This is a genomic window from Vibrio antiquarius (assembly GCF_000024825.1).
Taxonomy (GTDB): domain Bacteria; phylum Pseudomonadota; class Gammaproteobacteria; order Enterobacterales; family Vibrionaceae; genus Vibrio; species Vibrio diabolicus.
In genome coordinates this window covers 584,963-598,398 of the sequence record NC_013456.1, presented here as the reverse complement: position 1 = coordinate 598,398, position 13,436 = coordinate 584,963, and the positions used below count along the sequence as shown (strand labels likewise).

Here is a 13,436-nt window from a genome sequence, read left to right as displayed (position 1 = left end):
AAATAATCGCTTTGATTCTCTCGACTTTCATCAAGAGAGAAAGGATTACTCTTCGTCTTCTAGCTCGATGTTGATACCTAGCGAGCGGATCTCTTTCAACAGTACGTTGAACGATTCTGGCATGCCAGGTTCCATGCTGTGGTTACCGTCTACGATGTTTTTGTACATCTTAGTACGGCCGTTAACGTCATCCGACTTAACCGTTAGCATTTCTTGTAGCGTGTAAGCAGCACCGTATGCTTCTAGTGCCCATACTTCCATCTCACCGAAACGCTGACCACCGAACTGAGCTTTACCACCTAGTGGCTGCTGAGTTACTAGGCTGTACGAACCAGTTGAACGAGCGTGCATCTTGTCATCAACAAGGTGGTTCAGTTTCAGCATGTACATGTAACCAACAGTTACAGGACGCTCAAACGCATCACCTGTGCGACCATCAAACAGTGTTAACTGACCTGATGTTGGTAGATCTGCTAGCTCAAGAAGTGCTTTGATTGACTCTTCTGGAGCGCCATCAAATACAGGAGTCGCGATTGGTAGACCGCCACGCAAGTTCTTGATCAGAGTACGTACTTCATCATCAGATAGAGAAGCAATGTCTACTTTCTGGCGAGTATCGCCTAGGTCGTAAACTTTTTGTAGGAACTCGCGGAATTTCGCTAGTTCTTGCTGCTCTTTAACCATCTGGTTGATCTTGTCACCGATACCTTTCGCTGCCAGACCTAAGTGTACTTCTAGGATCTGACCGATGTTCATACGCGAAGGTACACCCAGTGGGTTAAGTACGATGTCTACAGGCTGACCTTTTTCATCGTATGGCATGTCTTCAACAGGGTTGATCTTAGAGATTACACCCTTGTTACCGTGACGACCCGCCATCTTATCACCAGGCTGAATGCGACGTTTAACCGCTAGGTAAACCTTAACGATCTTCAGTACGCCAGGTGCTAAATCATCACCTTGAGTGATCTTACGACGCTTAGTTTCGAACTTCTTATCGAAGTCAGCTTTTAGCTCGTCCCACTGCTCAGCAAGTTGCTCAAGTTGAGTTTGTAGTGCGTCATCTTCTAGCGTTAGTTCTAGCCACTTCTTACGATCAGTAGTGTCTAGTTTCGCTTCAGAGTAACCGCCTTCAATCAATACAGCTTTAACACGGTTTAGAAGGCCACCCTCAAGAATCTGGAATTCTTCAGTTAGGTCTTTCTTCGCTTCTTTAAGCTGCATCTGTTCGATTTCAAGCGCACGCTTGTCTTTCTCTACGCCGTCGCGAGTGAAGACTTGAACGTCGATGATCGTACCTGATACAGAGTTAGGTACACGTAGTGAAGTATCTTTAACATCAGATGCTTTTTCACCGAAGATAGCACGTAGTAGCTTCTCTTCAGGCGTTAGCTGAGTTTCACCTTTAGGTGTTACTTTACCAACTAGGATGTCGCCACCCTTAACTTCAGCACCGATGTAAACGATACCTGACTCGTCTAGTTTAGACAGAGCAGATTCACCTACGTTTGGAATATCAGCTGTGATCTCTTCAGAGCCCAGCTTAGTATCACGCGCCACACAAGTAAGTTCTTGAATGTGGATTGTCGTGAAGCGGTCTTCTTGAACTACGCGCTCAGATACTAAGATCGAGTCTTCGAAGTTGTAACCGTTCCAAGGCATGAACGCGATACGCATGTTTTGACCAAGCGCTAGCTCACCTAGGTCTGTCGAAGGACCATCTGCAAGCACGTCACCGCGTGATACAGGTTCACCTGGCATCACACATGGGCGTTGGTTAATACATGTGTTCTGGTTAGAACGTGTGTATTTAGTTAGGTTGTAGATATCGATACCAGCTTCACCTGGTACTAGCTCGTCTTCGTTTACTTTAACAACGATACGAGAAGCATCTACTGACTGGATTACACCACCACGTTTCGCAACTGCAGTTACACCTGAGTCAACTGCTACGTTACGTTCAATACCAGTACCAACAAGCGGTTTGTCAGCTTTCAGTGTCGGAACTGCCTGACGTTGCATGTTCGCACCCATCAATGCACGGTTCGCATCATCGTGTTCTAGGAACGGGATAAGCGATGCAGCGATAGATACAACCTGGTTTGTCGCAACGTCCATGTACTGAGCGTGCTCACGAGGGTGTAGACCAGATTCACCTTTCTGACGAGCTGTGATCAGCTCATCTGCAAAAGTACCATCTTCGTTTAGCTTAGCGTTCGCCTGAGCGATAACAAATTGGCCTTCTTCGATTGCAGACAGGTAATCTACTTCGTCTGTTACTACGCCATCTACAACGCGACGGTATGGTGTCTCTAGGAAACCGTACTCGTTACAACGCGCAAACGCAGATAGAGAGTTGATCAGACCGATGTTTGGACCTTCAGGCGTTTCGATAGGACATAGACGACCGTAGTGCGTTACGTGTACGTCACGTACTTCGAAGCCAGCACGTTCACGAGTTAGACCGCCAGGACCCAATGCAGAAATACGACGCTTGTGCGTTACTTCTGATAGCGGGTTGTTTTGGTCCATGAACTGTGAAAGCTGTGAAGAGCCAAAGAATTCTTTAACTGCCGCAGAAATTGGCTTCGCGTTGATCAAGTCTTGAGGCATGATTGCGTCAAGATCGCCTAGGCTTAGACGCTCTTTAACTGCACGCTCAACACGTACTAGACCTACACGGAACTGGTTCTCAGCCATTTCGCCTACAGAACGGATACGACGGTTGCCTAGGTGGTCGATATCGTCCACTTCGCCCTTACCGTTACGGATCGCGATCAGCTTCTTCATCACTTCGATGATATCAGTTTCATCAAGTGTGCCTTGCTCTTGAGCATCTTCACGGCCGATAGAGCTGTTGAACTTCATACGACCAACAGTCGATAGATCGTAACGCTCTTCAGAGAAGAATAGGCTTTCGAATAGAGCTTCTGCAGCTTCTTTTGTTGGCGGCTCACCAGGGCGCATCATGCGGTAGATTTCTACCAATGCAGAAATACGATCAACCGTGCTGTCGATACGTAGTGTTTCTGACATGAATGGACCGTGGTCTAGATCGTTCGTAAATAGAACTTCTAGCGCTTTGTGGCCAGCCTGAGATAGGTTCGCTAGTGCTTCCAGGCTGATTTCCTGGTTAGCGTTAACAATGATCTCGCCAGTTGCTTCATTGATGTAATCTTTTGATGCAACTTTACCTACGATGTACTCAACTGGTACTTCGATGTGATCAACACCATCTTTTTCTAGTTGGCGGATATGACGAGCTGTTACGCGACGACCTTGCTCAACGTAAACTTTACCATTCGCTTCGATGTCGAATGACGCAGTTTCACCACGTAGACGATCTGGAACCAACTCCATCAATAGAGTTTGGTCTTTCACTTCGAAGTTCACTTTCTCGAAGAAGAGATCTAGGATTTCTTCTGTCGACTTACCTAGTGCACGAAGAATGATCGATGCTGGTAGCTTACGACGGCGGTCGATACGAACGTACAAGTTATCCTTAGGATCAAACTCGAAATCAAGCCATGAACCACGGTAAGGAATAACACGTGCGTTGTATAAAACTTTACCTGAAGAGTGGGTCTTACCCTTATCGCTGTCGAAGAACACGCCTGGGCTTCGGTGCAGCTGGGATACGATAACCCTCTCGGTACCGTTAATTACGAAGGTACCATTGTCTGTCATGAGTGGAATTTCACCCATGTAGACTTCTTGTTCTTTAATGTCTTTTACAGTACCTGCTGGCGCGTCTTTATCAAAGATAACTAGGCGTAGTTTTACACGTAGTGGCTTTGAGTAAGTTACACCGCGGATTTGACATTCTTTAACGTCAAAAACTGGCTCACCAAGACGGTAGCTAACGTATTGCAGCTCAGAATTGCCGTTGTAGCTCTGAATCGGGAATACAGAACGGAAAGCGGCTTCAAGACCGTATTGACCTTCAGGATCCTGTTCGATGAATTTGTCGAACGAATCGAGCTGGATCGATAGCAGGTATGGAATGTCCAAAACTTGTGGACGAGTACCAAAGTCCTTACGGATGCGCTTTTTCTCGGTATAAGAGTAAACCATGGGGTTCCTCAGCTCGCTGATAAGTGACCCAAACTGTCCGCCCGCTCCTAGTTACTTAAGGGGGGTAAGGGACAGTGACTAATATAGCTGTTTACTGTAGTGACATTTCATTTCGTAAGAATGAAATGTTTTTTGCATGGATATCAGGCGCTTAAACAGCGGGAAAATTCGCCTATACCCTACAGCGCAAAAAGGCCGGTGGTTAAAAAACCACCAGCCAATTAGCCGTTAGGCTAAGAAACTATGCAATAATTACTTAACAGCAACAGTTGCACCAGCTTCTTCTAGCTGAGCTTTAAGAGCTTCAGCTTCTGCTTTCTCAACACCTTCTTTAAGAGGTGCTGGAGCGCCGTCTACAAGAGCTTTAGCTTCTTTAAGACCTAGGCCAGTTGCGCCACGTACTGCTTTGATTACAGCAACTTTGTTACCGCCAGCAGCTTCTAGGATTACGTCGAATTCAGTTTGCTCAGCAGCAGCTTCGCCGCCAGCAGCGCCGCCAGCTACAACAGCAGCAGCAGCAGAAACACCGAATTTCTCTTCCATTGCTTCGATTAGTTCAACAACTTGCATTACAGACATTTCTGCAACTGCGTCTAGGATTTGCTCGTTAGTAATAGACATAACAATTCTCTTTTAAGTCAACAATAAGTTTATTAAGCAACCAGTAAAAAGCAAGGCTTATGCCGCTGCTTCTTGTTTTTGATCGCGGATAGCTGCGATAGTACGCGCCAGCTTGCCAGCCGAAGCTTCTTTCATGCACATCATTAGGCGTGCAATTGCTTCGTCGTAAGTTGGTAGTGTTGCTAGTACTTCAGCGTCAGTTAAAGCGCCTTCATAAGCAGCAGCTTTGATCTCGAAATCTTTGTTCTCTTTAGCGAAGTCTTTGAAAAGACGCGCTGCAGCACCTGGGTGCTCATTAGAGAATGCGATTAGTGTAGGACCAGTGAAAGTGTCAGTTAGACACTCGTACTCAGTACCTTCAACCGCACGACGAGCAAGAGTGTTACGAACAACTCTCATGTAAACGCCAGCTTCACGAGCTTGTTTACGTAGAGAAGTCATCGCGCCAACTTGAACGCCACGAGAATCAGCTACAACTGCAGAAAGTGCACCACTGGCAGCTTCGTTGACTTCAGCAACAATTGCTTTTTTGTCTTGAAGGTTTAAAGCCATCTTGGATTTACTCCTGGTTGTCGTTACACCACTCACTATCATCACGACAGTGAGAGCTATTGAGGTGCTTCCCCAGAAGAAAGTTAACTATATTACATAGAGCTTTCTGTCAGTTCGGGCACCATCTACGTAGGATAATTAAGTTTGCTTTTACACAAACACCTACGGTCTTGGACGGAGACTGGGTCTTAATTCATTTCGAACTAGGAGACAGTTCAAAGAACCAAAGTTCAGCCCCAACCACAAATATTAGGCGCAAAATTATACACTAATTTTGCGCCTAAGCAAATAAATTATGCTTGAGTGTTCAGGCTAGCCTGATCAACAGCAACACCAGCACCCATAGTAGTAGAGATGCTTACTTTCTTCAGGAAAGTACCTTTCGCTGAAGATGGCTTAGCTTTCTTCAGAGCAACTAGAAGTGCTTCTAGGTTCTCTTTGATCTGCTCAGCAGAGAAGTTTGCTTTACCGATAGTAGTGTGGATGATGCCGTTTTTGTCGTTACGGTAACGAACCTGACCAGCTTTAGCGTTTTTAACCGCTTCAGCAACGTTAGGAGTTACAGTACCAACTTTAGGGTTTGGCATAAGACCGCGAGGACCTAGGATAGTACCTAGTTGACCTACAACGCGCATTGCATCTGGAGAAGCAACAACTACGTCAAAGTTCATTTCGCCTTTCTTAACTTGCTCAGCAAGATCTTCCATACCTACGATGTCTGCGCCAGCTTCTTTAGCTGCTTCAGCGTTAGCACCTTGAGTGAACACTGCAACGCGGATTTCGCGGCCAGTACCGTGAGGTAGTACAGTTGCACCACGTACGTTCTGGTCAGATTTACGAGCATCAATGCCTAGGTTAACAGCAACGTCTACAGACTCAACGAATTTCGCAGTCGCTAGTTCTTGAAGAAGAGCTACAGCTTCGTTGATTTCGTATTCTTTAGTTACGTCAACTTTTTCGCGGATTACGCGCATGCGCTTAGTTAGTTTTGCCATCTTATTAACCCTCTACCACTAGGCCCATTGAACGAGCAGTACCAGCGATAGAACGCTTCATCGCTTCGATGTCAGCACCAGTCATATCAGCAGCTTTAGTTTCTGCGATTTCTTGGATTTGAGCGTCAGTTACAGTACCAACTTTTTCAGTGTTTGGACGACCTGAACCAGACTTAACGCCAGCAGCTTTCTTAAGAAGAACAGCAGCAGGTGGAGTCTTAGTTACGAACGTGAAAGAACGGTCGCTGTATACTGTGATAACTACTGGAGTTGGTAGACCTTTCTCAATAGATTCTGTTTTTGCGTTGAACGCTTTACAGAATTCCATGATGTTCACACCGTGTTGACCTAGTGCAGGACCTACTGGTGGACTAGGGTTAGCCATACCAGCAGCAACTTGTAGCTTGATGTAAGCTTCAACTTTCTTAGCCATGATAATTCCTAAGTTTGGGTACAAACGCTAATCGCGGATCAGCTCCCCGTTTGTGTAAGAAACTTTTTACTTCACTTGAAGTAAAAAGGCGCGAAATTATAGTCATAATCCGCGCCTTATACAACCCTAAAAAGGTGATTTTTTATACTCTTTAACGAAGAGTCTTAGTCCAGCTTTTCAACCTGACCAAATTCAAGCTCAACTGGTGTCGCACGACCAAAGATCGAGACAGACACTTTCAGGCGGCTCTTCTCGTAATCCACTTCTTCAACAGTACCGTTGAAGTCAGCAAATGGACCTTCGTTAACACGTACCACTTCACCCGCTTCGTACATTGTACGCGGACGAGGCGCTTCACTCGCTTTCTCAAGACGATTAAGAATCGCGTCAGCCTCTTTATCCGTGATAGGTGCCGGACGGTCTGAGGTACCACCAATGAAGCCCATGACACGCGGCACACTGCGTACTAGGTGCCATGATTCATCGTTCATAATCATCTGAACAAGGACGTAACCTGGGAAGAACTTACGCTCAGATTTGCGACGCTGACCCGCGCGCATTTCTACTACTTCTTCAGTAGGAACAAGTACTTCACCGAATAGCTCTTCCATGCCGTGCATTTTGATATGCTCGCGCAGAGATTGAGCTACACGACCTTCAAATCCAGAGAAGGCTTGAACCACATACCAGCGTTTTTTTGGAGCTTCACTCATGAATAAAAACCCTCTATACCCCAGTTGCTAGAGCTACTAGACGAACCATAATTCCGTCAATACCCCATAGCACTAGAGCCATTACAATACTTACAGCTAAAACGATCAGTGTTGTTTGCATGGTTTCTTGGCGAGTAGGCCAAACAACTTTACGTACTTCCATACGCGATTCTTTTGCAAAACTGATCGCTGCTTTACCTTTAGTCGTTGTTGCTGCAACGCCTAAGGCAGCTGCAATAAGAACAACAACGCCTGCAGCACGAACCACTACAGACATTTCACCATACAGGTAATTACCCACAACAGCGGCAGCTGCCAATACGAAAGCGGCTAACCACTTAAACGTATCTGCTGCGTTTGAGCTATCAGGAGTTTCAGCATTATTTGCTTTCATAAAACCAACCTGTTACAAGTCTTAATATAGACGACAACAACCCCGCTGTTGCAGGGCAAACTCCATATCGCTGAAAAAATCAGCGTACTCTTCTTAAGATTAAGCATCTTTGCTTAATCTTGCTCTGCGCCCAACCCACTTCTGAACAAGAAAACAGCAAAAATAATGTTGAGTGCAGAAAAAGGGCATCAAATGATGCCCTTTTTGCTACTGGTTCGTCAAATCTAATTCAAGATTTTCCGAAAGCATCGCTAATTCGCTATGAATTAGTCGAAGATCTTAGCAACAACACCAGCACCTACTGTACGGCCGCCTTCACGGATCGCGAAGCGTAGACCTTCGTCCATTGCGATAGGTGCGATTAGCTCAACAGTCATCTGTACGTTGTCACCTGGCATTACCATTTCTACGCCTTCTGGTAGCTGGATGTCACCAGTTACGTCAGTTGTACGGAAGTAGAACTGTGGACGGTAGCCTTTGAAGAATGGAGTGTGACGACCACCTTCATCTTTAGACAGTACGTATACTTCTGATTCGAACTTAGTGTGTGGAGTGATTGAACCAGGCTTAGCTAGTACTTGACCACGTTCAACTTCGTCACGCTTAGTACCACGTAGAAGTGCACCAACGTTCTCACCTGCACGGCCTTCGTCTAGAAGCTTACGGAACATCTCTACACCAGTACATGTTGTAGTAGTTGTTTCCTTGATACCTACGATAGCAACTTCGTCACCTACAGTTAGAATACCACGCTCGATACGACCAGTTACTACTGTACCACGACCTTGGATTGAGAATACGTCTTCGATAGGCATTAGGAATGGCTGATCTACCGCACGCTCTGGCTCAGGGATGTAAGTATCTAGAGCTTCAGCTAGTTCAACGATTTTCGCTTCCCACTGCTCTTCGCCGTTTAGTGCGCCTAGTGCAGAACCTTGGATAACTGGTAGGTCATCACCTGGGAAATCGTATTCAGATAGAAGTTCACGAACTTCCATTTCTACTAGTTCTAGTAGCTCTTCATCGTCAACCATGTCACATTTGTTCATGAATACGATGATGTATGGGATACCAACCTGACGGCCTAGTAGGATGTGCTCACGAGTTTGTGGCATTGGGCCATCTGTCGCAGCAACAACTAGGATACCACCGTCCATCTGTGCAGCACCAGTGATCATGTTTTTAACGTAGTCCGCGTGTCCTGGACAGTCAACGTGTGCGTAGTGACGAGTTGGAGTGTCGTACTCAACGTGAGAAGTTGCGATTGTGATACCGCGCTCACGCTCTTCTGGAGCGTTATCGATAGATGCGAAGTCTTTAGCTACACCGCCGTAAACTTTAGCAAGAGTAGTACAGATAGCTGCAGTTAGAGTTGTTTTACCGTGGTCAACGTGGCCGATAGTACCAACGTTAACGTGCGGTTTCGTACGTTCAAATTTTTCTTTAGACATGAGTGGTCCCTCTAGGTACGGATTTAGGTGGCCCAAATTGACCACGCAACCAAAAAAAGATAATTGGTAAATCTAATATCAAAAGGAAATAAACTTGAGAGCTGGTGCTGATAGGCAGACTCGAACTGCCGACCTCATCCTTACCAAGGATGCGCTCTACCACCTGAGCTATATCAGCACTCAAATTAGAGTGGAGCGGGCAGCGGGAATCGAACCCGCATCATCAGCTTGGAAGGCTGAGGTAATAGCCATTATACGATGCCCGCAACACGTAACTCTGAGAGCTATTTCCTAAAGAATATGGTGGAGGGGGACGGATTCGAACCATCGAAGGCAGTGCCGGCAGATTTACAGTCTGCTCCCTTTGGCCACTCGGGAACCCCTCCAAATTTTCAAGCCATTCAGACTACTAAAGGAAAGAATGGTGCCGACTACCGGAATCGAACTGGTGACCTACTGATTACAAGTCAGTTGCTCTACCTACTGAGCTAAGTCGGCATAAGTGGTGCGCATTCTATTGAATGATTTTCGAGGTTGCAATAGTAATTTTAAAAAAAATCATAAAATTCGATTTTTTAGATTCGTTTGCTGCAAATTCGTACAAACTTGGCTTTTTTAAAGTAAACTTCGACCTTTGTCGTTTGCTTTGAAGTTCGCTTGATGTATGTTCTTGCTTCTACTAAACCAAGGATAAAAGAGACCCATGAGTCCATTTTTGTCATTTGACCGTGCAAATTGGGCCGAGTTAAGAAACTCTGTACCGATGACACTTTCTGAAGACGACTTGACTGCGCTTCAGGGCATTAATGAAAACCTAACCATGGAGGAAGCGGTAGAAATCTACCTTCCTTTGTCTCGTCTTTTGAATCTTTACGTCCAAGCGCGTCAAAGCCGCAACTCTGTATTACAACAATTCTTGAATACGGAAGAACATGCCCCTCCTTTTGTGATTGGTATCGCCGGCAGTGTCGCTGTAGGCAAAAGTACGACAGCTCGTATTCTGACCGCATTGCTTTCTCGTTGGGAGAATCATCCCAAAGTGTCCTTGGTCACTACAGATGGCTTTCTATATCCGAAAAAGGTACTAGAAGAACGCGGTATCATGCATCGTAAAGGGTTTCCTGAGTCCTATGATATCAAGCGTTTAGTCGAGTTCATGTCTGACGTAAAGGCGGGAAAACCCGATCTTGAAGTACCCATCTATTCTCACATCACGTATGACATTACTGATGAACTAAGAAAAGTGGATAGACCCGATGTTCTTATCATTGAAGGTTTAAACGTTCTACAAAGTGGAATGGATTATCCGCATGATCCACATCGCGTCTTTGTCTCTGATTTTTTGGATTTTTCGATCTATGTCGATGCTGAAACAGAGACAATTGAACAGTGGTATGTGGAACGATTTTTAAAGTTTCGCCAAGGGGCTTTTACTAAACCCGGTTCTTATTTTAGTCACTACACGCAACTGTCAGTCGATGAAGCAAAGCAAAAAGCGAAACAAATTTGGCATGATATTAATGGGCTCAACTTGGAGCTGAATATTCTTCCAACCCGAGAAAGAGCCCATTTGATTCTACACAAAGGCGTCAACCACTTGGTTGATAAGGTATCTTTGCGAAAGTAATTGAACGTCAATCGCTTTTACGCAACGAGATTTCACCACCAATGTAAGTCTCTAGCCCTTGGGAGGTTTCGAGTAATATCCCGCCTTGATGATCAATGCCGCGTATGACGCCGTGCACCTCTCTAGGTCCGATGAGCAGCTTGACTTGACGATTGAGAAAGTTATCTAATCGATTCCAACGTTCGACAAAGCTGGTAAGTCCTTTCAGTTCATACTCGATAAGTGCGGAATTCCAATGCTGGATAAGCGTCGTCGCTAGGACATTTCTATCGATCACGAGACTCTCGTTTACCTGATTCAATGTTGTCCATGGTTGATCAATCTCAGGTTGCTCATCAGGCATTCCAATATTGAGCCCCATCCCAATCACAAGATGAGCAGCACCACCGGCCTGCCCTGACATCTCCACTAAGATTCCTGCCAGTTTTTTATCTTGATAATACAGGTCATTTGGCCACTTGAGTTTAACGCCTTGTATGCCCATTTCTTCTAGTGCTTCCACTGCGGCAATACCAATAACAAGGCTTAAGCCCATTGCCGCGGCCATTCCCGCATCTAATCGCCAGTACATGGATAGGTATAAGTTAGAGCCAAATGGAGAGATCCATTGTCTACCGCGGCGACCACGTCCTTGTGCTTGATACTCAGCTATACAAACACGGCCCTTTTCTGACTCTGCAACTCTATCAAGCAAATACTGGTTGGTTGAGTTAATCACAGGAACAAGCTCAACAAGTGACTCCGCACTAGCAGTAAGGAGAGCTTCATCTAGCAACTGCAATGGTGATGCCAACTGGTAACCGCGCCCTTGCACTCGATAAATATCAATGCCCCACTCACTAAGACCTTTAATATGCTTAGCTATTGCCGCTCTGGATACATTCAGGGCTTCGCCCAGCGCCTCTCCAGAATGAAACTCGCCGTTACTTAATGACTTTAAGATATGAAGTTTCGTAGAGTGATCTTTTCTCATCTTAACGCCTCGATCTGAGCCAGGTTGGTTTCCCCGGTGCGGTTCAGAAATCGCACTTCATGCTCAAGTTCTATTTGGTATTTATCCCACACAGCCTGCTTCACTAGGGAAGCAAGTGCTACAACATCATCGGCACTGCAGTTGTCCATGTTGGTCAAAACCAAGGCTTGCATAGGGTTGACCTGTGCACCATGCACAGACTTCCCCTTTAATCCGCACTGATCAATCAGCCAACCAGCCGCGACTTTCATTCCGCCAGGAGTTGGATAGGCCACGATATTAGTATGTTGCTTCATGAGCCGATCATAATGATCTTGAGTGATCACTGGGTTTTTAAAGAAACTTCCTGCGTTACCTACCTTGACTGGATCCGGCAGTTTCTCCGTTCGCACTTGGCAAACTCGCTCGAAGATTGTTGCTGGGCTAAGTTGTTCTTCCGGAATATCTTTTAAAGGACCATATTGATTAATCGGTTGCCATTGCTTAGCCAACTTAAGCCCTAGTGCAGTAATAAAGCACTTTTCATGCAAAGCGTGTTTAAAAATGGAGTCTCGGTAGCCAAAGTTACAGTCTCTGGCGCTCATTCTTCTATTTTCAAATGTAGTTAGATCAAGAACATCCACGTAGTCACAAATGTCTTTTAGCTCTAGTCCATAGGCTCCAATGTTTTGAATAGGAGCCGAGCCTGCACAGCCAGGGATCAGGGCTAGGTTTTCTAACCCACCAATTCCCTGACTCACACACCAGGAAACCAAATCAGGCCAGTCTTCACCACCTGCAATATGCAATAGGTATTGGTCATCCGTTTCCGTCACATTTTTACCCATGAGTCGATTAACGATCACTAACCCGTCAAAATGCTCAGTGAAAAGAACATTACTTCCTTTACCTAAAAAAAGTTTCGGTAAATGGGTGAATCTCGGGTCTTGAAATAGTTGGATAACCTCCTCGAGCGACTCGATGGTCGCTAAATAGGAACACGACTGTTCAATCCCAAAAGTATGGTAAGCCTTAAGGCTTGCATTTGTTTTAATTTGCATAGTAGGTTTGCAACGTCAGATAAGATTCTCTTAAACTGTCGACATTCTACATTAGTTATCTTTTAACCGCAGTGACAATACCTGACTCATTAATCATAGAAGTGTTAAATCCTATCAAGCTCCCTCTCATCAAGAGGTTGTACAAAGCGCATTACCCTTCGGGTCGAGCCAAAAAGGATGAACTGATCATTACAGCGAGCCATAAAGGTGAAATCGTTGCGTTACTACGCTTAAAAACTGTGGATAGATCTCGGTTGCTGACGGGAATGCTGGTCATTCCGACACTTAGGGGAACAGGCATTGGAGAAGAACTACTAAGATATTGTAAAAACAATGTTTTCATTGATGGCGATTATTGCTTCGCGTTTACACATCTCGAATCCTATTATTCTAAGCATGGATTCAAAACCATTGATTGCTCTGAGCTACCACACCCGTTAAAAATGGCATTTCAACGCTATGTAGATAGCGGTAAAGATCTCATTCCAATGCAATTCATCTCTTCAACGACATCAAAACGCGCGCTTTTGTAGCCAGGTAAATCATATCTTTGATAAAATGGC

The 13,436-nt window shown here is 45.3% G+C and carries 12 protein-coding genes and 4 tRNA genes; 2 read left to right on the top strand and 14 right to left on the bottom strand.

The window, feature by feature from the left end; translation table 11 throughout:
* Positions 1-45: 45 nt before the first annotated feature.
* The 12 genes from rpoB to VEA_RS02835 all read right to left on the bottom strand — a co-directional run bounded on the left by rpoB (position 46) and on the right by VEA_RS02835 (position 9,731).
* Complete coding sequence (gene rpoB, locus VEA_RS02890; RefSeq protein WP_012841310.1) at positions 46-4,074, bottom strand: DNA-directed RNA polymerase subunit beta; 4,029 nt, start codon at positions 4,072-4,074, stop codon at positions 46-48.
* Between the two features lie 252 nt (positions 4,075-4,326).
* Positions 4,327-4,695 carry a 50S ribosomal protein L7/L12 gene (gene rplL / locus VEA_RS02885; RefSeq protein WP_005397273.1) on the bottom strand — a complete coding sequence of 123 codons (369 nt, stop codon included), beginning with the start codon at positions 4,693-4,695 and terminating at the stop codon, positions 4,327-4,329.
* Positions 4,696-4,752: 57 nt separating this feature from the next.
* Entirely contained in the window at positions 4,753-5,247 is a 495-nt protein-coding gene (rplJ, locus tag VEA_RS02880) for a 50S ribosomal protein L10 (protein WP_005397270.1), read from the bottom strand.
* Positions 5,248-5,540: 293 nt separating this feature from the next.
* Positions 5,541-6,242, bottom strand: a complete 702-nt coding sequence (rplA, locus tag VEA_RS02875; protein WP_005384683.1) for a 50S ribosomal protein L1 — start codon at positions 6,240-6,242, stop codon at positions 5,541-5,543.
* A 4-nt stretch (positions 6,243-6,246) separates the two neighbouring features.
* Positions 6,247-6,675: a 50S ribosomal protein L11 gene (rplK, locus tag VEA_RS02870; protein WP_005384682.1), complete on the bottom strand. Its 429-nt coding sequence runs from the start codon at positions 6,673-6,675 to the stop codon at positions 6,247-6,249.
* 164 nt (positions 6,676-6,839) lie between these two features.
* Positions 6,840-7,388 (bottom strand): transcription termination/antitermination protein NusG, encoded by a 549-nt coding sequence (nusG, locus tag VEA_RS02865; protein WP_005384681.1) that lies wholly within the window; start codon positions 7,386-7,388, stop codon positions 6,840-6,842.
* Between the two features lie 13 nt (positions 7,389-7,401).
* The gene (gene secE, locus VEA_RS02860) at positions 7,402-7,782 is read right to left on the bottom strand and encodes a preprotein translocase subunit SecE (protein WP_005397258.1); all 381 of its coding nucleotides are present in this window, start codon (positions 7,780-7,782) and stop codon (positions 7,402-7,404) included.
* A gap of 266 nt (positions 7,783-8,048) precedes the next feature.
* A complete protein-coding gene (gene tuf / locus VEA_RS02855; RefSeq protein ID WP_012841309.1) occupies positions 8,049-9,233 on the bottom strand; it encodes an elongation factor Tu in 1,185 nt (394 codons plus the stop codon).
* A gap of 102 nt (positions 9,234-9,335) precedes the next feature.
* A tRNA-Thr gene (locus tag VEA_RS02850) sits at positions 9,336-9,411 on the bottom strand.
* A 13-nt stretch (positions 9,412-9,424) separates the two neighbouring features.
* Positions 9,425-9,499, bottom strand: a tRNA-Gly gene (locus VEA_RS02845).
* A 35-nt stretch (positions 9,500-9,534) separates the two neighbouring features.
* A tRNA-Tyr gene (locus tag VEA_RS02840) sits at positions 9,535-9,619 on the bottom strand.
* A 36-nt stretch (positions 9,620-9,655) separates the two neighbouring features.
* Positions 9,656-9,731, bottom strand: a tRNA-Thr gene (locus VEA_RS02835).
* A 205-nt stretch (positions 9,732-9,936) separates the two neighbouring features.
* Between VEA_RS02835 and coaA the strand changes: the two genes are divergently transcribed.
* Complete coding sequence (gene coaA / locus VEA_RS02830; protein ID WP_005398335.1) at positions 9,937-10,860, top strand: type I pantothenate kinase; 924 nt, start codon at positions 9,937-9,939, stop codon at positions 10,858-10,860.
* A 7-nt stretch (positions 10,861-10,867) separates the two neighbouring features.
* On the opposite strand, the gene birA is transcribed toward coaA, so the two are convergent.
* Both birA and murB read right to left on the bottom strand, forming a co-directional pair.
* Positions 10,868-11,833 carry a bifunctional biotin--[acetyl-CoA-carboxylase] ligase/biotin operon repressor BirA gene (gene birA, locus VEA_RS02825; protein WP_006742764.1) on the bottom strand — a complete coding sequence of 322 codons (966 nt, stop codon included), beginning with the start codon at positions 11,831-11,833 and terminating at the stop codon, positions 10,868-10,870.
* Positions 11,830-12,873: a UDP-N-acetylmuramate dehydrogenase gene (murB, locus tag VEA_RS02820; protein ID WP_006742763.1), complete on the bottom strand. Its 1,044-nt coding sequence runs from the start codon at positions 12,871-12,873 to the stop codon at positions 11,830-11,832. The genes birA and murB overlap by 4 nt, the downstream gene beginning before the upstream one ends.
* A 101-nt stretch (positions 12,874-12,974) precedes the next feature.
* Here murB and VEA_RS02815 point away from each other — a divergent pair, with 101 nt between their 5' ends.
* Entirely contained in the window at positions 12,975-13,406 is a 432-nt protein-coding gene (locus VEA_RS02815; RefSeq protein WP_041852878.1) for a GNAT family N-acetyltransferase, read from the top strand.
* The last annotated feature ends 30 nt before the right edge of the window (positions 13,407-13,436 follow it).

Bases quoted from the DNA above. Each gene is read 5' to 3' on its own strand.
- rplK (WP_005384682.1), bottom strand. From the start codon at position 6,675: ATGGCTAAGAAAGTTGAAGCTTACATCAAGCTACAAGTTGCTGCTGGT.
- rplJ (WP_005397270.1), bottom strand. From the start codon at position 5,247: ATGGCTTTAAACCTTCAAGACAAAAAAGCAATTGTTGCTGAAGTCAAC.
- birA (WP_006742764.1), bottom strand. From the start codon at position 11,833: ATGAGAAAAGATCACTCTACGAAACTTCATATCTTAAAGTCATTAAGT.
- tuf (WP_012841309.1), bottom strand. From the start codon at position 9,233: ATGTCTAAAGAAAAATTTGAACGTACGAAACCGCACGTTAACGTTGGT.
- nusG (WP_005384681.1), bottom strand. From the start codon at position 7,388: ATGAGTGAAGCTCCAAAAAAACGCTGGTATGTGGTTCAAGCCTTCTCT.
- rpoB (WP_012841310.1), bottom strand. From the start codon at position 4,074: ATGGTTTACTCTTATACCGAGAAAAAGCGCATCCGTAAGGACTTTGGT.
- rplA (WP_005384683.1), bottom strand. From the start codon at position 6,242: ATGGCAAAACTAACTAAGCGCATGCGCGTAATCCGCGAAAAAGTTGAC.
- secE (WP_005397258.1), bottom strand. From the start codon at position 7,782: ATGAAAGCAAATAATGCTGAAACTCCTGATAGCTCAAACGCAGCAGAT.
- murB (WP_006742763.1), bottom strand. From the start codon at position 12,873: ATGCAAATTAAAACAAATGCAAGCCTTAAGGCTTACCATACTTTTGGG.
- rplL (WP_005397273.1), bottom strand. From the start codon at position 4,695: ATGTCTATTACTAACGAGCAAATCCTAGACGCAGTTGCAGAAATGTCT.
- coaA (WP_005398335.1), top strand. From the start codon at position 9,937: ATGAGTCCATTTTTGTCATTTGACCGTGCAAATTGGGCCGAGTTAAGA.